Source organism: Olleya sp. KJ81-1 (assembly GCF_055808135.1).
Genome location: NZ_CM147854.1, coordinates 1,305,155 through 1,329,047, shown reverse-complemented (window position 1 = coordinate 1,329,047; position 23,893 = coordinate 1,305,155). Strand labels below are relative to the sequence as shown.

The following is a 23,893-nucleotide window of genomic DNA, read 5'->3' as shown; positions in this document are numbered from 1 at the left end:
AATCAGTTGTCATACCATGTTACATAAACATGTAATGGAGTTTTTTGATAGAATTGAGTTTGAATCGGGGCCTTTTCAAAATATTTTTTTTGAATCTGATTTTAATGATATAGTAAGAAGACATCCTACAATAGTAAAAAAGCCTCTAATTGATATTTATAATATCCTTAAAAGATTAAATCAACCTTCTCGTTCTTTAATTATTCAACAAATTAGGGACAGTAATAAGATTCTAGAGATTTGTGAAGGTAGTGTTGTTCCTATTAAATTAGATAATTCTGTTAAAGGATTAAAGAAAATATTACGTGACTTCTTTATTAATTTATATAATCAAGTTTTGGATGGCAATGGTTTTAATGACAAATATAATACACATTTAAGAGAGCATTTTAACGAATTTAGAAGATTAAACAGAAATACGACATTGTGTCCTACCTGCGGAATTGGAGAGTTGAAGATGTCAGAATCAAAGACTAGAGATCAATATGATCATTTTTTACCAAAAGCATTATATCCTTTTTCTTCAGTCAATTTTGAAAACCTTGTGTTGTCTTGTAAAGAATGTAACTCCCCAGATGCTAAAGGAGAGAAAGATACATTAGGAGTATCTTCAGGTTATATATTTTATCCTTTCAATTTTAACCATCAACAGCTAACAGTTGCATTTGATATAGTAACTGACAATTCAAATCCTGAAGATATTATATGGAATATAAAATACACCAGTCCAGAGTTAAAAAATAACGAAATCACCTCTTGGAAGAATATTTATGATATTGATATTAGATATAAAGATTTTGTAAAAGGTAGAGTTGAAAAATGGTATCGATTTTATTGGGAATTTATGAATGATAATGATTTATCTCACATACCAGAGAATGATAGGAAAATAACATGCTTAAAAGCTCTTGAAATTGATGAGAAATTACAACTCTCTTTTATTAGAAGGCCAGTTCTTGATGGTTTTTTAAGGGATTCGGTTATGGCAAGAGCTGAAATTGAAGCAAAACATTATGTTTAAAATGAAACTAACAGAACTAACAAATAAAATTGAAGTTTGGGATAATTGGGTGAATTCCTATAAAAATTATGTTCCTAAGTTTATAGAAGAAGCTTCTACTAAAACAAATTGGGAAGATTGGGATTCGGAAGTATTTGTAGAGTATTTTGAGAGATCTAACAATCAATGTGTATCATCTTTACAACAAGGTTATTTTACAAAAGACGAACAATCCAAAATTAAAAATAATTGGAGTGAACTAGCTACTTTGTTAAAGGTTATTGCTGATAATCAAGAAGAACCTCAATGGGAAACATATCAACAAATTAAAAATTTCATTAGAAGGTTTACTACTCAAAATAGAAAAGCTTCGACTTATAGGTTAATAGCAGGTTTACAACCCAGTTTATTGTGTACAATTGTTAAGGAAAGTAGTTTAAAAAAACTTTTTAAATTCATAAATAAAAACATTGAAGAAGAACTTCCTGAATACCAAAACAATTGGTTTAAGGATAGTCATGCCATTAATGCTTTTTATAAAGAACACAATCCGTCTCTAAATTATATGGATTTAATTTCTTATCCATGGCAATCCTTTGAATATTTTAACAACCCAAATAGCATAAACCAGAATTCTCAAATTAAATACTCATCGTATATTATGAAACAATATATAGATTTACTTCATCATAAAAAGCAAATTATTTTACAAGGTCCTCCAGGAACTGGTAAGACTAGATTAGCAAAGCAAATAGCTAAAGAGTTAACCATTGATACAGAATTTAAACTTACGCCTGAAGTAATTAAAAATAAGATTATTGTAGGAAATAAAATTGCAAAAGCCAGTGGAGCAAAAGATTATTTTACAATTTTAGAAGTTGGTGTTGATTTTGTAGAAATTCAATCTGAACGAAGCAAACCTTGGCGTTCTAGTTTTAATAAAATTATTGAAAGATATAATGATTTAAGCAATGGAATTATACCATCTAATATTGGAGGAACCGATCCGTACGACATAGCAGTAGCAAATCACTTATTTGAAACGATAAAACCTTCTGAAATTGTAATTGAAGAAAATTACAAAGTGATTCAATTTCATCCCTCATATACTTATGAAGATTTTGTGAGAGGAATAACCGTTGAAAATAACGAAGCAGGGAAAATAGAATACAAAACAAAAAATAGAGTTTTAGCGGAGTATGCTTCCAAAGCTTTAAGGAATTATAATGATTTTTATAAAGATAAAACGACATTTTCTAATGAGGTTTTATTGGATGATTATTTTAATCAATTTATTGATCAAATAAATGAAAAAATAGAAAAGAATGAAGGTTTTCTTAATTTGACAGATAGTGTTGGATTAATTAATAATGATGAAGACGCTTTTAGGTATAAAGGAAAAAATGAAGGTTGGTTAAGAAATGGTAATAGAATGCTATTTAAGGATATTAAACAAGCGTTTTTAGATGGTAATACAGAGAGACAAGACTTAAAGAAAAATAAAAATATTTCTGGTTTAGCAAAACAACATGCAAGTTACTATGTGAGAGTATTGAATTTATTTCAAGAGTTTTTAAAAGACAATAATTTGACTTTTAGTAATAAGGAAATACAAAAAGAGCCTCTTAAAAATTACGTTTTAATCATAGATGAAATTAATAGAGCAAACCTTTCTAGCGTATTAGGGGAATTAATCTACGCATTAGAATATAGAGGTGAAGCTGTAGAAAGTATGTATGAAATAAAAGGTGATAGAGAAATAACTTTACCTCCTAATCTCTTTATTATTGGTACAATGAATACAGCAGACAGAAGCGTTGGACAAATAGATTATGCTATTAGAAGACGTTTTGCTTTTGTTGATGTATTACCAAAAGTTTTATCGGATACCGATTTGAACGCAGACAGGAAAGAGAAAGAACCTCAATTGTATTTTAATGAAGATGTTTTCTTAAAAGTAAAGAAGTTATTCTTAGATGAGAACAATAAAAATTCTGAACATTTATCAGAAGAATTTGAAGCTAAAGATGTGCAATTAGGACACAGTTATTTTATATATACTGAAGATAATTTTAAATACAATTTAGATTACGAGATAAAACCAATTTTAAAAGAATATGTAACTGATGGCATTTTGAAATCGAGCGCATTAACTAAAATTGAAGCCTTATAAAATGATTGTTGTAAACGAACATTATGGATATAAGGATAAAAATGCTTTACTAGATTTAAGTGAAGAGCAAAAAATATTGCTGCAAAAGAAAAACTTCAAGCAACAATTTAAACGTTCGAAAAAGAATAAGCAACTTTGTTTTAAAATTCAGTTTAAAGAAGATGAGGGTACATATCAATTAGAATCAACTTATATTGTCGGTGTCAACTGGGTTGTAAAAGGAAAACTACCTATTTATATCAAGCCAAAATTAAATAACGATACTAATGAGGTAGATTATTTATCAATGCTTTTTGAGGCTTTAAAAGAAACGGAAAATATTGACCATTTAGATAATTTATATAGCATAGATTTTAATGCGCCTTTAATCCAAATAGAGCAACAGCAAGACATTTTAAGTCCGTTGTTAATTATAGAATTTCTAACTATTTTAAAACAGATTGTTAAAAAAGGGCTCAAAAAATCGTATTATGATGTCACTCAAAACTTAAACACAAGAGTAAAGGGGAAGGTTTTAGTAAATGCTTCTGTAAAAAAGAATCATACCAAAAGTAAATTGCATTTTAATTACTGTAAGTATCAGGAATTTGGTTATAATTCTATTGAAAACAGATTGCTAAAAAAAACTTTAGAGTTTGCTAAAGCTGTGATAGCTAATCATAAATCGTTATCCTCAACGAGTACAAAACAACTTTTTAACTATATAAGTCCTGCGTTTTCTAATGTATCGTCAGATGTTAGTTTAAAAGAGGTTACTAATTTAAAACACAATCCGTTTTTTAAAGAGTACAAATCTGCTGTTAAAATTTCAAAAATCATATTAAAACGTTTCTCTTATAATATTTCTCAGGTAAGTGAAACAAAATATAAAACACCTCCTTTCTGGATAGATATGACTAAACTTTTTGAATTGTATTTATTCAAGAAATTAAAAGAAGTTTTTCCACTAAGAAATGAAATAATCTATCATAAAAAATTCAATTCATTAGAACCTGATATTTTATTAAATTCTAAAGATGGTAAATACAAAGTAGTCATTGATGCAAAATACAAACCTAGATATGAAGCAGGGAGTATTTCTCATAAGGATGCTGCCCAAGTAAGTGGTTATGGTAGGCTAAAATCTATCCGTAACGAATTGAAGATTGAAAACCATAATTTGTTATTAGATACATTGATTATTTATACAAGTAATGATTCTGAAAATTCAAGTATAATTAAGGAGAACTTACTGGTTCAAGAAGATAGGAGGTATAGTAAACTTTATAAGTATTCAATTGAAATCCCTACAATAGATTAATTAATCATCTAAATTATAAATGATTTAACCTATGTGTTGGATATTAATTAATAATAATTTAATTTTGATGAGTCTAAGTCAAAAATCTCGCTAAGCGACAATCTTAAATTTTTGACCATGACAGAATTACAAATTAAAGAAAATGCTCTAGAAGCATTTAATAATCAAGACTACCCAAAAGCTTTTAATACTTTATGGGATTTAGGTGTTGATGGGTTTTTAGAATATTCTCAAAGAATAGATAGAAGGAAAAAGAAGTTTAATTGGTTAGTTAAGAACAGGACACGAAAAAGTTATAGCTATTTTTGGAATACATTTGTTTTAAAGGAAAATGTGTTTGTAGCTTGTTTTTCATCAAAAAGACCAGTAGAGTTATTACATAGCTATTTTTCTAAAACAGATGTTTTTAATGAGTTATTAGAAACTAAGTTAGCCATAGAATATCCTAGTATTTTTATTGAAGCTATTCGAAAAAACGAAGTGTTTTTTAGAGAGGATCGCATTGATTTTCTGTTAAAGGATGATTTATTAATCGATAAATATCAAATTCATCAAGACGTTTGGGAATCCTTCCAAATAGAAGAATTGAGATATTGGAAAGAAATAGAGTCTACTGTAGCCGAAATTGAAAAACATCCTTTAGAACGTATTTTATTTTTTACTGTAGAATATTTTGAAACAAATAATTTTGAAGCAAATTTTGATATTATAAATCAAAGTATGTTAGCTGATGTTTATAGCTTTTTTATAGACTTGGTATTAAGAAATCCAATTATAAGACAAGAATGTTTGAGTTCTGAACATTTTGAGATGGCTTTTCTTGAAAATGTTTACGAGGATAAATCCCCTGAGCTTAAAAAGTTAGTATTCAAAATACTTAAACTTATTAATAATAGGCAAACCCTAAATTCTAGGTTTTTTCAGCCATATTGTTTTAACAACCAATTTCAGCCCAAATATATCTACGAATCTTTACATTTTTATGAGTCACCTGAATCCCATTATCAATGGAATGTGGATGAATTGCGTTATAAGGTTAGTGAGTTAGCTTATAATATAAAAGGTACTAATATAGTTGAAGCACAATTAAAAAATGGAGCTGTAATTGAAAACAAGAGTAAAAGGAAAGAAGATTATTCAGATAATAAAACTTTAGTATTTAATTTACAAGGGATAATTGAAACTTTAAATGATTTAAAACTAGCTAATTTTTATTTTAAAGATAGTAGTCATAAAGATATAAAAGTTGAGATTGAAAAGATTATAAAGCCATTATGTGTTTATGCTTTTAATAGATATACAAGATATTATAAAGTATTTAAAAATATAAGAAATGCTAACTCAGCATTACTAAATAATTGGCAAAAAGCATACTTGTATTTAGCAACTTCAAATGAAGATAGTTCACAGTTTCCATTTGTTTATAATACAAAGCAGGAGTATTTAGATTTGAATAGTATTGCAGATGAGAACTTTGAAAATAAAACAGGTTTTCAAGTATTAAATCAATTTGGTTTTAATCGCTCTAATTTAAACAAGTTTGATCGGTTTAATGTAAGGTATTCAGTTATTGATAATCCTTTTGTAATTTTAGATGATTATATATTCAGTCCTGTATTATTTTTTGTGAATTTTTCAAGTCAAAATGTGTTTGTGAATTCGTTGCTTAAAAATAATAATAGAAGAACAGCTATTCAAATAGAAGAAAAATTAGAGAGTTTGTTATTAAAGTATGATTTTGATATTTTACGTCCAAGTAACAAAGAAGTGGATTTAATTGATGGTGATGCAGATCTTATTTTATATGATAATGATAACGTGTTGCTAATGCAATTAAAGCGAACTAATCTAAGACTGGATTACAAAGCACAATATTACGAGTACATTAATACAGATATAAAAGCCTCTATCCAGTTAAATAGAGCAGAAAAATATTTGAGTAAAGAAAATCCTGTTTTTAATATTGAAAATAGGAGAGTAACTAAATGGATTGTTTCTAATTCTTTTGAAAAAATAAATACGCAAATTAATAATTGCTTAAAAGTTAATTATTTGGATATCGCTAGTTTTTTAACAAATGATAATAAGAAAACTTTTAATTCATTACCTGACTTTATTTTATTTTTTGAAAATGATAGTTTTTTTAAAATGATTTTAAATCCTCTAATCGAAAACGATGATATGTATAGAAAAATGTTATCCTTAACCAACATAGATTCTCGTAATTTATTATGGAAAGATTTCGATTCAAATAAAGGTGAAATATATCGCCATTTCTATGACAAAGGAATTGAACTAAATAAAAAAGGAGAACACAAAAATGCTATAAAATCATTAAAAAAGTGTCTAGAATTGGAAAATGAAGATATAGAAGTTCATGGAGCCATAGCAAATATATATGCAGATTTAAAGAATTATGAAAAAGCTTTTTTTCATTTCAAGAAAGCTTTAGATATCATTCCTAACAATCCATTTGTTTTGAGGAATTATGCTATTGCATTAAGGGAATCTGGTGACGATAGCTTTTTACAAGTTTATACTCAAATAACTGAGAAATATCCTTTTTTAAATATGTCTTAACAAAAGAAAGATTTTATATCTGTAGAATTAGTATTGATTTAATCATCCATAAGGATCAATTTTAAATTAAATCAATATGAAAACTAATAAATTAATTCCAAGTATAAATTTCCATTTATGGGAACCATGTAACATGCGATGCAAATTTTGCTTCGCAACTTTTCAAGATGTTAAGCAAACCATTTTACCAAAAGGACATCTGCCAGAACAAGATGCTTTAAAAGTGGTGGAACAAATTGCAGCAGCAGGCTTCGAAAAAATAACCTTCGCAGGTGGTGAACCTTTATTATGCAAATGGTTACCAAGTTTAATTAAAAAGGCAAAACAATTAGGTATGACTACTATGCTAGTAACCAATGGTAGTAAATTAACAGATGCATTTTTAAAAGCAAACACCACATACTTAGATTGGATTGCAGTAAGTGTAGATAGTTTAAAGGACGAAAATAATATTAAAATAGGTAGAGCAGTAACAGGGAAAAAACCATTAAACAAAACATATTATTATGATCTAGTAAATAGAATAAAGAAACATGGATATGGTTTAAAAATTAACACAGTAGTGAACAAAGTAAACTATAAAGAAAACTTAACAGAATTTGTAACCTACGCCAATCCAAAACGATGGAAAGTATTACAAGTATTACCAATAGTTGGGCAAAACGATACTAAAATTGATGAGTTTAAAATAACTACAGCAGACTATAATTATTTTTTAAATACACATAAAGATGTAAAAACTATTGTGCCAGAATCCAATGACGAAATAAAAGGTAGTTACGTGATGGTAGATCCTGCAGGACGTTTTTTTGACAATGCAGCAGGAACACATAATTATAGTAAGCCTATTTTAGAAGTAGGGATACAAGAGGCTTTAAAAACAATGAATTATGATTTGGGAAAGTTTTTAGATAGAGGAGGAGTTTATGATTGGGGTAATGATAAAAACCAAGATTTAAGAAAGGAGGGCTTAAAACCATGAGTAATTATATAGCAGGTTTTTGTAAATCAGAACATTTTACTTAGCGACAGTGGGATAGAACTATTAATGATAAAGTATTGAGAGCTATCTTAAAAAATGTGATACAAATAGGAGTAATCCGCATTGTTGGATGGAAAAACGCTTATGGGTTGAAAAACATTTGGGATTGGATGCTTTTAAGAGATTAATATTAACTCATAATAAAGATTTAGTCAAAGGAGATTATATTATTGATGATACTAAAAATTAAGGTGTGGATAAATTTGGAGATAAACATATTCATTTTGGTAGTAAGGCTTTTTTAACATGGAATAAAGTTTTAGATTTTTTAGTGTAGTAATTAAAAAAGACCTTAACAAATTTAGTTTTGACAATGCCATTTTCTTCACATAGTTTCATGTAATAAACTAAATAAGTCTTTAATTTAATGTTTAGTAAATATTTAAATAAACCACATTTTTTGTATCCATATCATAAAATGGAGATTGTCCAAATTGATTTTTTGCTAAATTATTTATAGGTAGATAACGATTAGTGAATAGCGCTTTTAAATCAGCAATATCTTTTTTGGTTGCAGGTTTATTTTCAGATGAGGTAAGTAAAGCTTTTAGACCATCTGCTAGTATATTACCAGCAGCAGCATTTCCAATCCCAGCAGCACTAATAGATTCAGTTTTTGTTTGTTGTGGAGTAGAAGTAGTGCTTATATTTTCAGTTTTTAGTTGAGAAGCTGGTAATGTATTAGGTACAGCTTTTCTATAATGGTAAGCTTTAGATCGACACGTATTGCTACAGTATTTTTGCACGCGTCTACGAGTGGGTTCAAACTCATTGTAGCAATATTCACAGGTGTATAGTTTCATTTATATATAATTTAGCGTAAAACAAACGTTTATTTTACGCTAAATTATAACTTATTCCCGAATATTAAAAATTTGACTTAAAATGGCTTTTTTCGCTTGTTGCTCTGTAACTAACACTTTTTGCTTAGGTAATTCAGTTTTACTAGCCTTATATTTTGTGGTTTGTTCTAATAAATTATCAAAAAAAGCTTTAGTATTAATTGGATGCTCTTTTGAGTTATTAAGTTCTGAAATTTCTTGGTTTGGTACGTTTATATTTGATTTAATGCTTTTAAAGTTAGTTTTAATTAGCTGTAAGACATTTAATCTATCTTCAGGCATTAATTCTGGATTAGGATAAAATTGTTTAATTAAATCTTCAAAATGTTTTCTGTAAGTGTTGAACTGAATATTAAAAATACCTCTGACTTTATTGTCTAAACTCTTAATTTGATTGGTGTTATTTTTAATCCAATTAGTAACAGAAAGACAACATTCTGCTTGTACATAATATTGATCTAATAGGTAGGAGAATTCAAACTCATTTAACTGGCTTTTTAATTGTAAAAGATCAAAAATGATTTTACCTAAATTAGTCATTTGGTTGATGTACTTTGTACCATCAGTATCAAAGTCATATTCATAAATATTCATGGGTTCACCCACGATTAGCAGTTTTTGATCAAAGGTGTTTTTCAACATTTCTTTAGTGCTTTCGTCTAAAGTTTCTAATTCAAAGAAAATATTAGGCACAAAAAACACTAGGTTATTCCATGTTTTAAATGACAACTCAGTGTATGTTTTATGTAAATCTAATTTACTCATTTGTTTTTTAGCATATCAGAATAATCAGTAGGTAGTTCCGCATCAATATCACGTAAATATTTTTCTAAAGCCGACATACTTAAATGACCTGTAATTAACATTAATTTACTTTTTGCTTCAAAAGGAGAAGACTCCTTTACTAAAGCTCTATACAATTTAGTGATATAAGTATGCCTAAAACTATAAAGTCCATAATCTATACCCAAATCAAATTTTTGCTTGACATTTTTTTTAAATCGTTTAGAGTAAAAATCACGTCTGTTATTTAGTTTGGCATCCCAATGACCTCCAATTTGGTCTCCTGCAAACAATAAATCATCAGGATTAAATTGTGTAAGATCTGGTAGCTCTTTCCAAAGCAACTCAGGAATGATTTTAGTTTTTAGGGGACTGTTTTTTGCTTTAAACTGTATTGTTTTATTAGCAATGTTTATATCCTTTATTTGCAGTCGACAAACTTCTATTGGGCGTAAAAAATTATAGGATATAAATTTTATAAATAGCAATAAGACTTGATCATTGTCCTCTAAGTGTTTAAAAATAGCCTCTTGAGTTTCTTGAGTATAAGTTTTATTTCTATTAGGAGTTGTCTTTAATGTTGGAATTTTTTTGACAAAATTTGACTTAATTAATTCGTTATCCTCTAAAACTTGAATAATACTACTTAATTCTGTTCTATAATTATTTCTATTTCTTGCGCTTGTATTTTCTAAAACGCTATTTAAAAACTCAAAAGTGATCTTTTTTGTTAATTCATCAATGTTTTTTATAGTTGGATGAGTCGTATTAATCCATTTTAAAAAAACATCAATGCGGTTTTTATAACCTCTAAAAGTTGTCACACTTACGACCTGTTTTTTATAATTAAGAGCAAAGTCAAAAGCCTCGCGAATTTCCATTTTAGGCTCTTCAACTTTTTCCTCTATTTTTATTGGAGTAGTCTCTATGACTTCTTCAATTACTTTTATTTCAGTCTTAACTGGGTTTAAAGTTATAACAGGTTTTTCTATTTTCTTATTTAAACTAGAGTGCAATTGGCTATTATCTGCAAAAGGCGAATACCCTTGTTGTAAAAATTTAAGCAGTGTTTTTCGGTATTGAGTTAAAACCTGCATACGATCTTCTTTACTTCGATACTTATTTGCATCACCATAAAAGGGAGTGATACGTTTTAATTTACCTGTTTTTGGATTTCTATAAGAGAAATAAACGTACCAACGCTTCGATAAATCACCGTTAGCGTCGTAAATTTTAGGTGTTGAAAATTTCTTTTTTGTGTTCAAATCGTATGCATTATCGTATTCACTTTCGTACGCAAATGTAATAATCTGTTTAAAATTAAGCATAAAAAAACGGTTTAGAAGACTAAACCGCTTATTTACAATCGTTTTACATTTGTAGCGAGAAGGGGGCACGATCCCCTGACCTCTGGGTTATGAATCCAACGCTCTAACCAACTGAGCTACCTCGCCATAATTTTGAGAGTGCAAATATATAAACATTATTCTTGTTGGCAAACATTATTTTAAATAAAAATTTTTATTTGAAATATTTTCTAAACTTATTAATTAATGTATATATTGGACAAAATAAAATTTACAAGACTACAATTAAATGGAAGATAAAATAAAGTACGAGATGGAGTTTGTTGTACATGCTTCACCATCATTACTATACCAATATATATCGACACCTTCAGGGTTGTCAGAGTGGTTTGCTGATAACGTAAATTCTAGAGGAGAATTATATAAATTTATTTGGGATGGTTCTGAAGAGCAGGCTAAATTAATTACAAAAAAATCTGGCGAGCGTATTAAGTTTAAATGGTTAGCGGATGTGGATGAACCATATTTTTTCGAAATAAAAATTCAAGTAGACGAAATAACAAAAGATGTATCAATAATTATTACTGATTTTGCTGAAGAAGATGAAGTTGATGAAGCTAAAATGCTTTGGACCAACCAAATTTCTGATTTAAAACAAGTATTAGGTTCTGCCTAAAAATAAATACATTTAAAGTATATTTGTCCCATTGAAAAATGGGACTTTTTTTATGATAAATTTTAACGGTAAAATTCAAGAAAATAATTTAGTGATTTCTAATAATAATCGTGGCTATTCCTATGGAGATGGGCTTTTTGAAACTATAAAAGCGGTACATGGTAAATTATTGTTTTTTGAAGACCATTACTTTAGATTAATGGCATCCATGCGTATTATGCGAATGCAAATACCAATGGATTTTACAATGGAGTTTATAGAAGAGCAAATTATAAACACCTTAAAGGCTAACGATTTAAATACACAATCTGCACGTGTAAAAATTCAGGTTGATAGAGTGGAAGGTGGGTTATATTTACCTGAAAACAATACGATTAACTTTGTGATAAGTGTAAAAAAAATAGACAGTGATTTTTATCTTTTAAACGAAGAAAATTATGAGGTAGATTTGTTTAAAGATCATTATTTGTCTCCAAGTTTATTGACAACAGTAAAGTCAAATAATAAAGCCTTGAATGTAATAGGAAGCATTTATGCAAAAGAAAATAGGTTAGACAACTGTTTATTAATAAATACTAATAAAAGTGTCGTAGAGGCCTTAAATGGAAATTTGTTTTTAGTAAAAGGTAATATCATAAAAACAGCTCCATTATCTGATGGGTGTTTAAAAGGTGTTTTAAGAAAACAATTAATTGATATTATTAAACTTTTACCAGAATACACCATCGAGGAAACATCAATATCTCCTTTTGAGCTTCAAAAAGCAGATGAGTTATTTCTAACAAACGTTATACAAGGTATCCAGCCTATTACTAAATATAGAAAAAAGGTGTTTAAAAATGAAACAGCAAAAATGTTGTTACAAAAGCTAAACGTGAAAGTTAGAATAGGCTAATTATAACTTGGGTTTTCAGGTGCATTAGACCAAATGGAGTAGTCACCACCTAACTCGACCATTTTTTCTTTCCAAAGGGTTTCATAGCTTTTTTCAATAATATCTTTCTTGTAGGTGTTTTTTGTAACAACCCATGCATTGGATTTAAGTTCAGTTTCCAATTGGTTGCTTTCCCATCCAGAGTAGCCTAAAAAGAATTTGATATCATTTGCTGTGATTTTTTGTTCAGCAATTAAATTAGCGACAATATTAAAATCTCCTCCCCAAAAAATTCCTAAAGAAATCTCTACACTATTAGGGATTAAGTCTGGACGCTTATGTATAAAATATAAATTATCTTGCTCCACAGGGCCACCATTGTAGACTTTAAAAGAAGCATCTAATTCTGGAATTAAATCACTGATGGTATAATTTAGGGGCTTGTTTAAAATAAAACCTATAGCGCCTTCTTTATTATAATCTGTAAGCAGTACTATAGATCTATTAAAAGACATATCTCCTATTATAGAAGGCTCTGCGATTAATAAGTCACCCTTTTCTGGTTTGGTTGTAGTCATTTTAAAAGGATTTGTTTCTTAAATGTAGCATTATTTATTTAATAAACAAAGTATATGATGTATATAAAATAAAAAAAGCCTTCAATATTGAAGGCTTTTTGAAATATTTTAAACAAATACTAGTTAACAGCATTTGCTAAATCAGAACCAGCTTTAAACTTAACTACGTTTTTAGCTTTGATTTTGATAGTTTTTCCAGTTTGTGGGTTTCTTCCGTCTCTTGCAGCTCTTTTAGATACTGACCAAGAACCAAAACCTACTAAAGAAACTCTATTACCTTTTTGTAAAGATCCTTCAATTTCGATTAACGCACACTCTAAAGCTTTCTTTGCAGCTGCTTTAGTAATTCCTGCGTGTTCTGCCATAGCATCGATTAAATCTGTTTTGTTCATAATTTTAATTTTAATTATTAATAAATAGTTGATTAACAGTTTTTGTTAAATCCTTTTACAAATTTATACGGATTATGCTACTATGCAAGTAATAGCAAGGGAAATGCGCACATTTGTTAATAACTTATAGCATTTGTTAATAAAGAGGACGTTTTTTTAATGGTTTATAGCAATATCAGTGATACTAAGGGTTTAGCGAAGTTTTGCGTCTTCGTCAAAATTATAACCATTTAAAAGAGATTTTACTTCCATGTTTCGTTTTCCAGGTAATTTTAATTCTAATATAGTTATAAAACCCTCTTTAACAGCTACTTTAAGTGTAGATTTACTGCTAATAATTGTACCTACTTCTATGTTATGGTCTTCAAATTCTTTTTCAGCTTTATAAATTTTGATGTCTAAAACGTCGTCATTATTATGCAATTCGCACCAAGCAGCAGGATATGGACTTAATCCTCTTATTTTATTGTAAATAGCTTCTATAGGTTGTGTAAAGTCTATTTTGCAGTTATCTCTGTTAAGTTTATATGCTGTTCTAGAAATAGCATCTTCGGACTGTGGTGTAGTTGTAACATCACCTTTTTCAATAAGTTTTATAGTGTCTATTATTAAGTCACTTCCTAACATCATTAATTTATCATGTAAGCTTCCTGCGTTTTCAGAAGGATCAATTGCAATGTCCTTTTGCAAAATCATTTCGCCTGTATCAATTTTTTCGTCAATAAAAAAGGTAGATACACCTGTTTTTGTTTCACCATTAATTATAGCCCAATTTATTGGCGCTGCACCACGATAGTTTGGTAGTAATGAGGCATGTAAATTAAATGTGCCATACTTTGGCATATCCCAAACAACTTTAGGTAACATCCTAAAAGCGACTATTATTTGAAGGTTTGCCTCCAAAGCTTTTAATTCGTTTAAAAAATCGTCACTTTTTAAATTGGTAGGTTGTAATATATTTAAGCCTTTTTGTTTTGCAAATACTTTTACTGCAGACTCATGCATTTTACGTCCACGTCCAGCAGGTTTATCTGGTGCTGTAATAACACCAACGACATTATAGTCGTGATCTAAAATAGTTTTAAGGGTCGTTACCGCAAATTCTGGTGTACCCATAAATACAATTTTTATGTCTTTATTCATATATGTTTTAATTTATAACTATTAGTTTTTGTAAGTTCTACAATGTCATTTTCTAATAGTTTTTTTAGTGTATTGTTTATATCCTCTTCTGTAAAAGGTAACGTTTTAAATAATGCTTTAGAGTTTTTGTCTCCAAATTCTAAGCATTCAATTATTTTATTTTTAACTGTTTTAAAGTCTGTTTTAGGTTTCGCTTTCGCGGAAATACAAACACTGCAAATCCCACAAGGTTGTACATCTTTTTCACCAAAATAAGTTAGTAGTTGTATGCTTTTGCAAAGTTGGTCATTATTGATATAATCCAATACTGCTTGTACTTGTTTTTGTTTTAATGTGTTTTGTTGTTTAATTATGGATGCAATACGATTTATGGTTTTTTCGTCTTCACGAGGCTCTATAAAGGTAATTTGAGCATCTGTTTTATTAATAAGTAATGTAATAACTTCATCTTTAGCTAATTGTTCTAAAACATATACAAGTCTAATTTCTTTAATTCCTGCTTTATCAGAAATAAGACTGCTATTTATTTTTGTACTATGCTCAAAAATTCCGCCATAAGTTCTTAATATAGACTTTATAATAATTTCAAAATCTTTATGTGCGTCCAAGTATTTAAATAAGGCGTGACTACTAATTAAAAATTGGACCTCAATACGTTTATTAAATTGCTTACTAAGCGTAATTATACTGGTATTGTCCAATATATTTAAGGCGTTATAAGTAGTTACAGTATTAAACTTATAAGTTTTGCAAAACTCATTAAAATTAAAATCAAAGGTTTGATATGCACCTTCACCATAGGATATTTGAAAATAGCTACATAGTTTTCTGTAAACAATTTTAACAAAATCTACCGTTGGTAAAACTTTTAAAAACTGATTGTTTAAAGCAGTATTATCATTTTTGTTTTTTAAAATTACAGCATACGCTTTAGCTTCATCACGACCAGCACGTCCCGCTTCTTGAAAATAACTTTCTATACTATCAGGTAAGTTAATATGTATTACTGTTTTTACATCAGATTTATCAATTCCCATTCCAAAAGCATTGGTGGCAACCATGACTTGTTTTTTACTACTTAACCAATCGTTTAAATGTTGGTCTTTAATAGTATTGTTTAATCCTCCATGATAGTAAGTGCTGCTTATGTTTTTGCTTTCTAGGTATTGGGTTATTTCTAATGTTAGACGTCTGTTTCTAACATATATAATAGAGGGTTGTTTGTTTTTAAGTAATATGGCTTCAAGTCTAAAGTATTTATCTTCTTCTTCAAAAACCATATAAGCAATATTAGGTCTGTAAAAAGATTGTTTAAAAACTTTAGGACTAATAAAGTCCAATTCGGTTATAATATCCTCCACCACTTCTGGTGTTGCACTTGCTGTTAAGGCAATAACATTAACCGTTGGATGTAATTGTCGTAATATATTTATGTTTTTATAAGCTGGTCTAAAATCGTTTCCCCATTGACTAATACAATGGGCTTCATCCACAGCAATAAGATTAACATTCATCTGTCTAATACGATCTTGTACTAGCTCTTGCTGTAAACGCTCTGGTGATAAGTATAAAAACTTATAGTTTCCGTAGATACAATTATCTAAAAGAGTGTCTATTTCTTTATTTGGTATTCCGCTAGTTAAAGCAATAGCTTTAATTCCTTTATTTAAAAGGGCATTAACTTGATCCTTCATTAATGCAACTAATGGAGATATAACAATGCAAATTCCCTCTTTAGCTAAAGCAGGTATTTGAAAACAAACACTTTTTCCGCCACCAGTTGGTAGCAATGCAAAAGTGTCTTCGTTATTAATTACAGCATTAATAATATCTTCCTGTAATGGTCTAAAATCCGTAAATTTCCAATAACGTTCTAATATGTTTATTGGATGCGCCATTATAATGCTTTAACAACATCAATTATATGTTGCGCTCTAGTCTCTATACTACCAAACGGAACATCTTGTAAGTGGTAATCGTATTTATTATAAGTTTTTAAAAGGTTTTGATGAATAATTTTTGCTTCTTCAAAACTTTCGTAACGCACAGCATCACTTTGGTAAATTTCCTGCCAAGGTGCTAATATAAAAACGTAGTCGTACACATTATCTTGGCACGATTTTACAAAAGCATCAGGATAATCTTCGTTTGCATAATCCATGTATGCCACAACGTCAGGAACACCTCTGTCTAAAAAAACAAATTCACTATCGCTATTTTCAGCGTCTTTAAACTGTTGCTCGCGACCTTTTAATAATAGCTCGCTAAATAATAACGGTTGCGTTAAAAACATTTGATCAATACCTTTTTCTCTTGCTTCAAGCGTCACTTGACGAGAAATTTCTTCGTAGCAAGTATAGCCACGTTTAGTTAATTCGTTTATGATTGCCGATTTTCCTGTGCTTGGACCTCCTGTAATTACTATTTTTTTTGCTTTCAAAGGGAAATAATTTATTTGTAAAAATCCGAAATATATTCTTTAAAAAAATATAAACAAAATGGTATATTTGTTGCTTATTAAAAAGGTATGAATAAGACACCAAATCCAGAAGAATTTTACGCAAAATTAAAGGCGCAATTACAGGACACAGCGATGTGGCCAAATGAATATTTATATAAATTTATTGTATTATCCGATTTACAAAAAATAGCCGAAATTGAAGCTATCTTTGATAATATGGGATCAGTAATTAGGACAAAAGAGTCTAGTAACGGTAAATATACTAGCGTATCTATTAATGTAACAATGAAAAACCCTGATCATGTTATAGAAAAGTATCTTGAAGTTACAGAAAAAGTAGAAGGCGTGATAAGTCTTTAATTTTTTTTGTATTTTGCACAAGCATTAGAGACTTCAATGCAACACATATAACTTTCTACACTTTTTTTATTTTGATAGACGACATAGAGTATAACACAGAGCGTGAACATTTAATCATTCCAGAGTATGGACGCCATATTCAAAAAATGATTAATCATGCTAAAGCACAAGAGACCAAAGAAGAGCGTAATAAACTAGCTAAATCTATAATAGCTGTAATGGGAAACATGCAACCGCATTTACGCGATGTAGCCGATTTTCAGCACAAATTATGGGATCAGTTATTTATAATGTCAAATTTTGAGCTAGATGCAGATTCACCATATGGAGCTCCTTCAAAAGAAGAGCTGTCAGAGCGTCCACAACCTTTAAAGTATCCTCAAAATTTTCCAAAATATAGATTTTATGGTAATAATATAAAAACCATGATTGACGTCGCAAACACTTGGGAAGATGGCGAAATGAAAGAAGCGTTGACATATACCATTGCTAATCACATGAAAAAGTGTTTTTTAAATTGGAATAAAGATACAGTAGAGGATGATGTGATTTATGACCATTTATATGAATTGTCTGATGGTAAAATTAATTTAAAAAATACAGACGAAGATTTAACAGACTCGACTAGATTAATGAAAGCCTCTAGTGGCAAAAAGTATTCTAACAGTTCTAATAAAAAAACAGGACAAAAGAAAAACAATAATCAAAACAGAAACAGAAAAAGATACTAATACTATTTATGGGAACATTTAAAATTGAAGGTGGTCACCAACTAAAAGGAGATATTCAGCCTCAAGGCGCAAAAAACGAAGCATTACAAATATTATGTGCAGTTTTATTAACTCCTGAAAAAGTAACCATAAATAATATTCCTGATATTATTGACATTAATAAATTAATTACCCTATTAGGTAATTTAGGCGTTAAAGTTAACAAGATAAAAGACGAAACTTATACGTTTCAAGCAGACGAAGTTAATTTAGACTACATGCAAACTGCCGATTTTAAAAAAGAGGGTAGTGGACTTAGAGGGTCAATCATGATGGTTGGACCATTATTAGCACGTTTTGGTAAAGGGTATATCCCAAAACCAGGAGGCGATAAAATTGGACGTCGTCGTTTAGACACACACTTTGAGGGGTTTATTAATCTTGGTGCTAAATTTAGATATAATCGTGAAGACTATTTTTACGGTGTAGAAGCAGATAAATTAATTGGGACAGATATGCTTTTAGACGAAGCGTCAGTAACAGGTACAGCTAACATTGTTATGGCTGCTGTTTTAGCAGAAGGTACTACAACTATTTATAATGCAGCTTGTGAGCCTTACTTACAACAACTTTGTAAAATGCTTAACCGTATGGGAGCAAAAATCTCTGGTGTTGGTTCTAATTTACTAACCATTGAAGGTGTTGATAGCTTAGGCGGAACAGAGCATACCATGCTACCAGATATGATTGAAATTGGGAGTTGGATTGGTTTAGCAGCAATGACTAAAAGTGAACTGACTATTAAAAATGTAAGTTGGGATGATTTAGGACAAATACCTAATGTGTTTAGAAAATTAGGAATTACTGTTGAAAGAAAAGGGGATGATATTTACATTCCTGCACATAAAGATGGTTACCAAATACAAAACTACATTGATGGTTCTATATTAACTATTGCAGATGCACCTTGGCCTGGATTTACACCAGATTTGCTTAGTATTGTATTAGTAGTAGCTACTCAAGCAAAAGGTGAAGTTTTAGTACATCAAAAAATGTTTGAAAGTCGTTTGTTTTTTGTAGATAAACTTATCGATATGGGAGCAAAAATTATACTTTGCGATCCACACAGAGCAACAGTAATGGGTCATGATTTTAAATCACAATTAAAAGCAACCACAATGGTGTCTCCAGATATTAGAGCAGGTATTTCATTATTAATAGCTGCATTATCTGCCAAAGGAACGTCAACAATTCATAATATTGAACAGATTGATAGAGGTTACCAAAAAATTGTAGAACGTTTACAAGCTATTGGAGCCAAAATAGAACGTTTAGAAGGAAATTAATACCTATGAAAAGCTTAAAAACACCATTAATTTTAGTACTAGTATTTACATTATTATCTTTTCAATCAATAGATAAGATATTAGGTAAATGGGAAATTGATAAAGTAACGGTCAATACAGTTGAGCAAGAAAAAGAAGAAGACAGGAATTATATTGAATTTTTAGAAAATGGTATAGTCAATTCATATATAACTAATGAAGGCACTATTGATACTGAACATTCTGGTACTTGGATATATAATGAAGATGAAAAAATACTGACAATTAAAGAAGAATATGTTCCTGAAGAACAATACAAAGTAGTGCAATTAGATAACGAAAATCTTATTATGAAATCAGTAAATAAAGAAGAGGACGTTGTTATTGAAATTTATTTCAAAAGAAAATAAAACTATTATTAAAAAGCTTCAATTAAAAATTGAAGCTTTTTTAGTTTTAAAAAGGTATTAGACTTACTATATATTATAAAAATACTGCTCACTAACTATTTTACCATCCTTAACTTCATAAACACAAACCTCTTCCATTTGTTGTCTTCCTCTGTCTTTAAATGTACAATCAAAAGACATTTTTGCAGTAAAAAAATTACCAGCCACAACAGGTTCACTAATGGAACTAGCATGAAACGCTTCCAGATTTTCTAGACATTCTTTACTTTTATTTCAGATATTTTCTTTCCGGAAGTTGTTTCTCTTGGCATTTCTGGAATTTCTTTACACACTACATTATCTGCATACAATTGTTTTACATAGTCTAGGTTTTGACCTCCTATACACATATTAGGCAACAGCTTCCTTATAAACTTTTAAACAACGCTCTCTTGCTTCTTTATGATCAACAATTGGTTGCGGATAAGTAAGCTCCTGATAGTCCGGAACCCATTGTTTAATATAGTCATGTTGTTTATCAAATTTATCAATTTGAGTTGTTGGATTAAATATTCTAAAATAAGGTGAAGCATCGACTCCTGATCCAGCTACCCATTGCCAATTACCAACATTACTAGACATATCATAATCATGTAGTTTTTCGGCAAAATAAGCTTCTCCCCAACGCCAATCAATTAAAAGATGCTTGCATAAAAAACTACCCACTAACATACGTACGCGATTATGCATAAAACCTGTTTTGTTTAGTTGGCGCATGCCAGCATCTACTAATGGATACCCTGTTTTACCCTCACACCATGCTTTAAATTCGGTTTCATTATTACGCCATTCTATACGATCATATTTTGCCTTAAAAGCTTCTTTGTGAGTGTGTGGAAAATGCCATAATATTTGCATGAAAAATTCTCGCCAAATTAGTTCTTGCCAGAAAATTTCATTGTTTTCTGCAATAGCTTTTTTAATCATTTTTCTGACACTTACTGTTCCAAAACGTAAATGTGGACCCAATTTAGAGGTGGCATCTTTAGCAGGAAAGTTTTTAGTAGCTTCGTAATTTTGAATTAATGTTGGTGTAACTGTGTAATCTTCTATTTTTTGTGATGATTGTTTAAAACCAATATCGGACAAACTTAAATTAGGCAATCTTGTATGTTCTACTAAATTGTTTAGGTAGGAATTTGTATAATAAATTTCTAGATTATAAGATTTAAAGTTTTCTTTCCATACACGCATATAAGGTGTGTAGACAACATAAGGGTCACCATCTTTTTTTACAACTTCATCTTTCTCAAAAATAACTTGATCTTTATAGGTCTTAAATTTAATCTCGTTTTTTGATAATAAATTTTCTATTTCCTTATCTCTTTTTGTAGCATAAGGCTCGTAATCGTGATTTGTAAAAACAGTATCGATAGTATACTCATCCATCAAAGTTTTAAAAACATCTTTTGGATTATCATAATACATTGCAATACTACTTTGGTGCTCTGCTTGTAATGTGTCACGCATGTTTTGTAAAGTATTATATATAAAACTTACACGTGCATCGTCTTTAGGTAATTGATCTAATATGGCTTTATCAAAAATAAAAATTGGTAAAACAGGATGGTCAGATCGTAACGCGTTAAAAAAACCAACGTTGTCGTCTAATCTTAAATCGCGTCTAAACCAAAAAATGTTTATAGGTGTTTTCATGTATTAATATTTTCCAAAAAGTGCTTCCAATTTTTTCGTTCTGTGATTAAAAATTTCTTCCAGTTTAGGTTTAACTATTATGGGATGTACTAGCTGTCCTAAAACGCCAAAAGGGACTTTGTAATCTATGATGTCTTCCATTTCTACACCACCATCAATTTCTTTAATAAAATGTTTATGATGCCATAAGGCATATGGTCCAAAACGCTGTTCATCTACAAAATATTCACCCTCTTTAACGTGTGTTATTTCTGTTACCCATTTTGTTTTTATGCCTAAAACAGGTGTGACAATGTATTGTATGATTTGACCTGCAAACATGGGTCTATCTGCTCCAGACAAGATATTAAATCCCATGTAATCTGGAGTTATTGTTTTTAGGTTTTTTGGGTCTGATAAAAAATCCCAAGCTTGCGCTTTAGTAATTGGTAAGTTTTGTTTTTTATGTAATCTATAAATTTTCATAATAATTAGTCTAATTATATATTAAAATATAAGCGTTTAATGATGTAGCAATTATTAGCCATATGATATATGGAAACAATAAATAACTTAGATTTTTGAGTGTTTGTTTGTACTTAAAAAATAGATATAAAATGACAATAGTTAATGCTACAATGACTATTAAAGCTATAAACACTTGATGTAAATTGAAAAAAATATAATTCCAACTAACATTTAAAAATACTTGTAAAACATAAACAAAAATTAATTTTTTACTTTTTACAAGTGAAAATAATTTGGATAGGTAAACCGAAAAACACAGCATTATCAACGTCCATGCTACACCAAAAACCCAACCTGGTGGTGTCCAAGGTGCTTGATTTAAATTAGTGTACCAATCTGATAAAGGACCATTATCCATTAACCAACTTCCAAAAGCTAATCCACCAAAATTAATGACGCTAAATATTAAGAAAAGTAAAAGTTGCTTCATTTTAAATATTTAGTGATTTTTGAGCTATTTGGATTAGAAGTAGAGTATAGATAGTCTAATAATTGACCCTCTGGACTAACAATGTATTTTTGAAAATTCCACTTTACTGATGAATTACTTTTACCGTTTTTTTGTTGTTGTGTAAGCCAAGAATATAAAGGATGTTGGTTGTGTCCTTTAACATCTATTTTTTCGGTAATTAAAAATGAAACTCCGTAATTTACTTCACAAAATTCTTCTATCGCATTAGCATCTCCAGGTTCTTGATTTCCAAATTGATTACATGGCACTCCTATAATTTGTAATTTATCTTTATAAGTATCGTGTAAGATTTGTAAATCTTTGTATTGTGGTGTAAAACCACATTTGGAAGCAACGTTAACAAATAAGATGTGCTTGCCTTTAAAAGCACTTAAATTAATTGGTTGTCCTTGCAAACTATTAATTTTAATATCGTAGATGCTTGGTAGATTTTTTAAATCAATTTTAGGATTACTTCTAGAAAAAAAGTAGCAACAAATGCTTTAAATGGATTCATGCTATTAGATTTTAAAACTTACTATACCGCAATCCATTTCAAAGACTTGACCAGAGATTGATAACGCTTTTTCTGAGGTTAAAAATTGGGCCATATCTGCTACTTCTTGAGGATTTAAAAACTTTTTAAGAGGATGCCTATCTGTTATATTCTCAATCATTTTCTCATTGCGTAATAGTTTAGAGGCCAATTGAGTGTCTGTAACCGTTGGTGCAATAGCGTTAATCCTAATTGTTGGAGCCATTTCTGCTCCTACAGATTTAACTAGTCCTTCTATTGCACTTTTTGAGGCAGCAACGCTAGCATGAAAAGGCATACCTAATTTTGCAGCGACAGTACTAAATAATACAATGGACGGATTGTTTCCTTTTTTTAAAGGGTCAATGTACTTTTGTATTGCTTTAACTGCACCAATGACGTTAATTTCAAAATCTGCTCTAAAATCATCTAATTTTAGTCTACCTATAGGTTTAAGATTAATACTTCCTGGACAATAAATTAGTGTGTCCACTGCTTCTATATCAGGTAATGCTTCAGTTAGTATGTCACAATTATGATGTATAAGGTTATCATGCTCAAAGTCAGGTTTAGTGCGACTTATGTTTATTACCTTGTGCGTGTTTAAAAAGTTTGTGTAATGGCTTTACCAATACCTTTACTTCCTCCTATAATTACTAAATTTTCCATGTTTTTTTGATTTTTAGGTATAAAAAAAGTGGTATCAATAAGATTGCTCCTATTAATTAATACCACTTAATATGTCATTT

At 29.5% G+C, this 23,893-nt stretch carries 26 protein-coding genes, 1 tRNA gene and 1 pseudogene; 12 read left to right on the top strand and 16 right to left on the bottom strand.

What is annotated here, in order from left to right:
* Positions 1–34 precede the first annotated feature (34 nt).
* The 6 genes from AC0L3M_RS06350 (at position 35) to AC0L3M_RS06325 (ending at position 8,285) form a co-directional block, all read left to right on the top strand.
* On the top strand, positions 35–1,021 hold the full coding sequence (locus tag AC0L3M_RS06350; protein WP_473432246.1) for an HNH endonuclease: 987 nt from the start codon (positions 35–37) through the stop codon (positions 1,019–1,021).
* Between the two features lies 1 nt (position 1,022).
* On the top strand, positions 1,023–3,173 hold the full coding sequence (locus AC0L3M_RS06345) for an AAA family ATPase (protein WP_473432245.1): 2,151 nt from the start codon (positions 1,023–1,025) through the stop codon (positions 3,171–3,173).
* A gap of 1 nt (position 3,174) precedes the next feature.
* Positions 3,175–4,473, top strand: coding sequence for a 5-methylcytosine restriction system specificity protein McrC (locus AC0L3M_RS06340; protein ID WP_473432244.1), 1,299 nt, complete (start codon positions 3,175–3,177; stop codon positions 4,471–4,473).
* Between the two features lie 117 nt (positions 4,474–4,590).
* Positions 4,591–7,053: a tetratricopeptide repeat protein gene (locus tag AC0L3M_RS06335; RefSeq protein ID WP_473432243.1), complete on the top strand. Its 2,463-nt coding sequence runs from the start codon at positions 4,591–4,593 to the stop codon at positions 7,051–7,053.
* A 76-nt stretch (positions 7,054–7,129) separates the two neighbouring features.
* Complete coding sequence (locus AC0L3M_RS06330) at positions 7,130–8,035, top strand: viperin family antiviral radical SAM protein (RefSeq protein ID WP_473432242.1); 906 nt, start codon at positions 7,130–7,132, stop codon at positions 8,033–8,035.
* 160 nt (positions 8,036–8,195) lie between these two features.
* Positions 8,196–8,285: a hypothetical protein gene (locus AC0L3M_RS06325; RefSeq protein ID WP_473432478.1), complete on the top strand. Its 90-nt coding sequence runs from the start codon at positions 8,196–8,198 to the stop codon at positions 8,283–8,285.
* 181 nt (positions 8,286–8,466) lie between these two features.
* On the opposite strand, the gene AC0L3M_RS06320 is transcribed toward AC0L3M_RS06325, so the two are convergent.
* The 4 genes from AC0L3M_RS06320 to AC0L3M_RS06305 all read right to left on the bottom strand — a co-directional run bounded on the left by AC0L3M_RS06320 (position 8,467) and on the right by AC0L3M_RS06305 (position 11,174).
* Positions 8,467–8,898 (bottom strand): hypothetical protein, encoded by a 432-nt coding sequence (locus tag AC0L3M_RS06320; RefSeq protein WP_473432241.1) that lies wholly within the window; start codon positions 8,896–8,898, stop codon positions 8,467–8,469.
* 51 nt (positions 8,899–8,949) lie between these two features.
* The gene (locus AC0L3M_RS06315; protein WP_473432240.1) at positions 8,950–9,702 is read right to left on the bottom strand and encodes a hypothetical protein; all 753 of its coding nucleotides are present in this window, start codon (positions 9,700–9,702) and stop codon (positions 8,950–8,952) included.
* Positions 9,699–11,048: a tyrosine-type recombinase/integrase gene (locus tag AC0L3M_RS06310; protein WP_473432239.1), complete on the bottom strand. Its 1,350-nt coding sequence runs from the start codon at positions 11,046–11,048 to the stop codon at positions 9,699–9,701. The genes AC0L3M_RS06315 and AC0L3M_RS06310 overlap by 4 nt, the downstream gene beginning before the upstream one ends.
* A 52-nt stretch (positions 11,049–11,100) precedes the next feature.
* Positions 11,101–11,174: transfer RNA gene (locus AC0L3M_RS06305), tRNA-Met, on the bottom strand.
* A 142-nt stretch (positions 11,175–11,316) separates the two neighbouring features.
* On the opposite strand from AC0L3M_RS06305, the gene AC0L3M_RS06300 reads away from it, so the two are divergent.
* Together AC0L3M_RS06300 and AC0L3M_RS06295 are read left to right on the top strand one after the other, a co-directional pair.
* Positions 11,317–11,703: an START-like domain-containing protein gene (locus AC0L3M_RS06300; protein WP_473432238.1), complete on the top strand. Its 387-nt coding sequence runs from the start codon at positions 11,317–11,319 to the stop codon at positions 11,701–11,703.
* A 52-nt stretch (positions 11,704–11,755) separates the two neighbouring features.
* Positions 11,756–12,598: an aminotransferase class IV gene (locus tag AC0L3M_RS06295; RefSeq protein ID WP_473432237.1), complete on the top strand. Its 843-nt coding sequence runs from the start codon at positions 11,756–11,758 to the stop codon at positions 12,596–12,598.
* On the opposite strand, the gene AC0L3M_RS06290 is transcribed toward AC0L3M_RS06295, so the two are convergent.
* The 5 genes from AC0L3M_RS06290 to AC0L3M_RS06270 all read right to left on the bottom strand — a co-directional run bounded on the left by AC0L3M_RS06290 (position 12,595) and on the right by AC0L3M_RS06270 (position 17,130).
* Positions 12,595–13,155, bottom strand: coding sequence for a YqgE/AlgH family protein (locus AC0L3M_RS06290; protein ID WP_145002053.1), 561 nt, complete (start codon positions 13,153–13,155; stop codon positions 12,595–12,597). The genes AC0L3M_RS06295 and AC0L3M_RS06290 overlap by 4 nt on opposite strands.
* A 119-nt stretch (positions 13,156–13,274) precedes the next feature.
* On the bottom strand, positions 13,275–13,547 hold the full coding sequence (locus AC0L3M_RS06285; protein WP_028281811.1) for an HU family DNA-binding protein: 273 nt from the start codon (positions 13,545–13,547) through the stop codon (positions 13,275–13,277).
* 192 nt (positions 13,548–13,739) lie between these two features.
* Positions 13,740–14,690: a methionyl-tRNA formyltransferase gene (fmt, locus tag AC0L3M_RS06280; protein ID WP_292948477.1), complete on the bottom strand. Its 951-nt coding sequence runs from the start codon at positions 14,688–14,690 to the stop codon at positions 13,740–13,742.
* A complete protein-coding gene (locus tag AC0L3M_RS06275) occupies positions 14,687–16,588 on the bottom strand; it encodes a RecQ family ATP-dependent DNA helicase (protein WP_473432236.1) in 1,902 nt (633 codons plus the stop codon). The genes fmt and AC0L3M_RS06275 overlap by 4 nt, the downstream gene beginning before the upstream one ends.
* On the bottom strand, positions 16,588–17,130 hold the full coding sequence (locus AC0L3M_RS06270; protein ID WP_473432235.1) for an AAA family ATPase: 543 nt from the start codon (positions 17,128–17,130) through the stop codon (positions 16,588–16,590). Before AC0L3M_RS06270 ends, AC0L3M_RS06275 begins: the two co-directional genes overlap by 1 nt.
* Positions 17,131–17,217: 87 nt before the next feature.
* On the opposite strand from AC0L3M_RS06270, the gene AC0L3M_RS06265 reads away from it, so the two are divergent.
* The 4 genes from AC0L3M_RS06265 to AC0L3M_RS06250 all read left to right on the top strand — a co-directional run bounded on the left by AC0L3M_RS06265 (position 17,218) and on the right by AC0L3M_RS06250 (position 19,956).
* Positions 17,218–17,511: a DUF493 family protein gene (locus tag AC0L3M_RS06265; RefSeq protein WP_145002049.1), complete on the top strand. Its 294-nt coding sequence runs from the start codon at positions 17,218–17,220 to the stop codon at positions 17,509–17,511.
* A gap of 71 nt (positions 17,512–17,582) precedes the next feature.
* Complete coding sequence (locus AC0L3M_RS06260) at positions 17,583–18,242, top strand: DUF4290 domain-containing protein (RefSeq protein ID WP_145002048.1); 660 nt, start codon at positions 17,583–17,585, stop codon at positions 18,240–18,242.
* Positions 18,243–18,250: 8 nt separating this feature from the next.
* On the top strand, positions 18,251–19,567 hold the full coding sequence (gene murA, locus AC0L3M_RS06255) for a UDP-N-acetylglucosamine 1-carboxyvinyltransferase (protein ID WP_191100881.1): 1,317 nt from the start codon (positions 18,251–18,253) through the stop codon (positions 19,565–19,567).
* A gap of 5 nt (positions 19,568–19,572) precedes the next feature.
* On the top strand, positions 19,573–19,956 hold the full coding sequence (locus AC0L3M_RS06250) for a lipocalin family protein (protein WP_292948485.1): 384 nt from the start codon (positions 19,573–19,575) through the stop codon (positions 19,954–19,956).
* A 66-nt stretch (positions 19,957–20,022) separates the two neighbouring features.
* On the opposite strand, the gene AC0L3M_RS06245 is transcribed toward AC0L3M_RS06250, so the two are convergent.
* The 7 genes and pseudogenes from AC0L3M_RS06245 to AC0L3M_RS06215 form a co-directional block, all read right to left on the bottom strand.
* Positions 20,023–20,178, bottom strand: coding sequence for a SnoaL-like domain-containing protein (locus AC0L3M_RS06245; RefSeq protein WP_473432477.1), 156 nt, complete (start codon positions 20,176–20,178; stop codon positions 20,023–20,025).
* A gap of 29 nt (positions 20,179–20,207) precedes the next feature.
* A complete protein-coding gene (locus AC0L3M_RS06240; RefSeq protein WP_473432234.1) occupies positions 20,208–20,345 on the bottom strand; it encodes a hypothetical protein in 138 nt (45 codons plus the stop codon).
* Between the two features lies 1 nt (position 20,346).
* Complete coding sequence (locus tag AC0L3M_RS06235; RefSeq protein WP_473432233.1) at positions 20,347–21,651, bottom strand: cryptochrome/photolyase family protein; 1,305 nt, start codon at positions 21,649–21,651, stop codon at positions 20,347–20,349.
* 3 nt (positions 21,652–21,654) lie between these two features.
* The gene (locus tag AC0L3M_RS06230; protein WP_473432232.1) at positions 21,655–22,116 is read right to left on the bottom strand and encodes an SRPBCC family protein; all 462 of its coding nucleotides are present in this window, start codon (positions 22,114–22,116) and stop codon (positions 21,655–21,657) included.
* A gap of 10 nt (positions 22,117–22,126) precedes the next feature.
* Positions 22,127–22,588, bottom strand: coding sequence for a TspO/MBR family protein (locus tag AC0L3M_RS06225; protein ID WP_473432231.1), 462 nt, complete (start codon positions 22,586–22,588; stop codon positions 22,127–22,129).
* Positions 22,585–23,025, bottom strand: coding sequence for a glutathione peroxidase (locus AC0L3M_RS06220; protein WP_473432230.1), 441 nt, complete (start codon positions 23,023–23,025; stop codon positions 22,585–22,587). The genes AC0L3M_RS06225 and AC0L3M_RS06220 overlap by 4 nt, the downstream gene beginning before the upstream one ends.
* A gap of 105 nt (positions 23,026–23,130) precedes the next feature.
* Positions 23,131–23,813, bottom strand: a pseudogene (locus tag AC0L3M_RS06215) (SDR family NAD(P)-dependent oxidoreductase).
* Between the last annotated feature and the right edge of the window lie 80 nt (positions 23,814–23,893).

Coding starts and splice junctions, on each gene's coding strand:
- AC0L3M_RS06350 (WP_473432246.1), top strand. CDS start 35: ATGGAGTTTTTTGATAGAATTGAGTTTGAATCGGGGCCTTTTCAAAAT.
- AC0L3M_RS06345 (WP_473432245.1), top strand. CDS start 1,023: ATGAAACTAACAGAACTAACAAATAAAATTGAAGTTTGGGATAATTGG.
- AC0L3M_RS06340 (WP_473432244.1), top strand. CDS start 3,175: ATGATTGTTGTAAACGAACATTATGGATATAAGGATAAAAATGCTTTA.
- AC0L3M_RS06335 (WP_473432243.1), top strand. CDS start 4,591: ATGACAGAATTACAAATTAAAGAAAATGCTCTAGAAGCATTTAATAAT.
- AC0L3M_RS06330 (WP_473432242.1), top strand. CDS start 7,130: ATGAAAACTAATAAATTAATTCCAAGTATAAATTTCCATTTATGGGAA.
- AC0L3M_RS06320 (WP_473432241.1), bottom strand. CDS start 8,898: ATGAAACTATACACCTGTGAATATTGCTACAATGAGTTTGAACCCACT.
- AC0L3M_RS06315 (WP_473432240.1), bottom strand. CDS start 9,702: ATGAGTAAATTAGATTTACATAAAACATACACTGAGTTGTCATTTAAA.
- AC0L3M_RS06310 (WP_473432239.1), bottom strand. CDS start 11,048: ATGCTTAATTTTAAACAGATTATTACATTTGCGTACGAAAGTGAATAC.
- AC0L3M_RS06300 (WP_473432238.1), top strand. CDS start 11,317: ATGGAAGATAAAATAAAGTACGAGATGGAGTTTGTTGTACATGCTTCA.
- AC0L3M_RS06295 (WP_473432237.1), top strand. CDS start 11,756: ATGATAAATTTTAACGGTAAAATTCAAGAAAATAATTTAGTGATTTCT.
- AC0L3M_RS06290 (WP_145002053.1), bottom strand. CDS start 13,155: ATGACTACAACCAAACCAGAAAAGGGTGACTTATTAATCGCAGAGCCT.
- AC0L3M_RS06285 (WP_028281811.1), bottom strand. CDS start 13,547: ATGAACAAAACAGATTTAATCGATGCTATGGCAGAACACGCAGGAATT.
- fmt (WP_292948477.1), bottom strand. CDS start 14,690: ATGAATAAAGACATAAAAATTGTATTTATGGGTACACCAGAATTTGCG.
- AC0L3M_RS06275 (WP_473432236.1), bottom strand. CDS start 16,588: ATGGCGCATCCAATAAACATATTAGAACGTTATTGGAAATTTACGGAT.
- AC0L3M_RS06265 (WP_145002049.1), top strand. CDS start 17,218: ATGAATAAGACACCAAATCCAGAAGAATTTTACGCAAAATTAAAGGCG.
- murA (WP_191100881.1), top strand. CDS start 18,251: ATGGGAACATTTAAAATTGAAGGTGGTCACCAACTAAAAGGAGATATT.
- AC0L3M_RS06250 (WP_292948485.1), top strand. CDS start 19,573: ATGAAAAGCTTAAAAACACCATTAATTTTAGTACTAGTATTTACATTA.
- AC0L3M_RS06240 (WP_473432234.1), bottom strand. CDS start 20,345: ATGTGTATAGGAGGTCAAAACCTAGACTATGTAAAACAATTGTATGCA.
- AC0L3M_RS06235 (WP_473432233.1), bottom strand. CDS start 21,651: ATGAAAACACCTATAAACATTTTTTGGTTTAGACGCGATTTAAGATTA.
- AC0L3M_RS06230 (WP_473432232.1), bottom strand. CDS start 22,116: ATGAAAATTTATAGATTACATAAAAAACAAAACTTACCAATTACTAAA.
- AC0L3M_RS06225 (WP_473432231.1), bottom strand. CDS start 22,588: ATGAAGCAACTTTTACTTTTCTTAATATTTAGCGTCATTAATTTTGGT.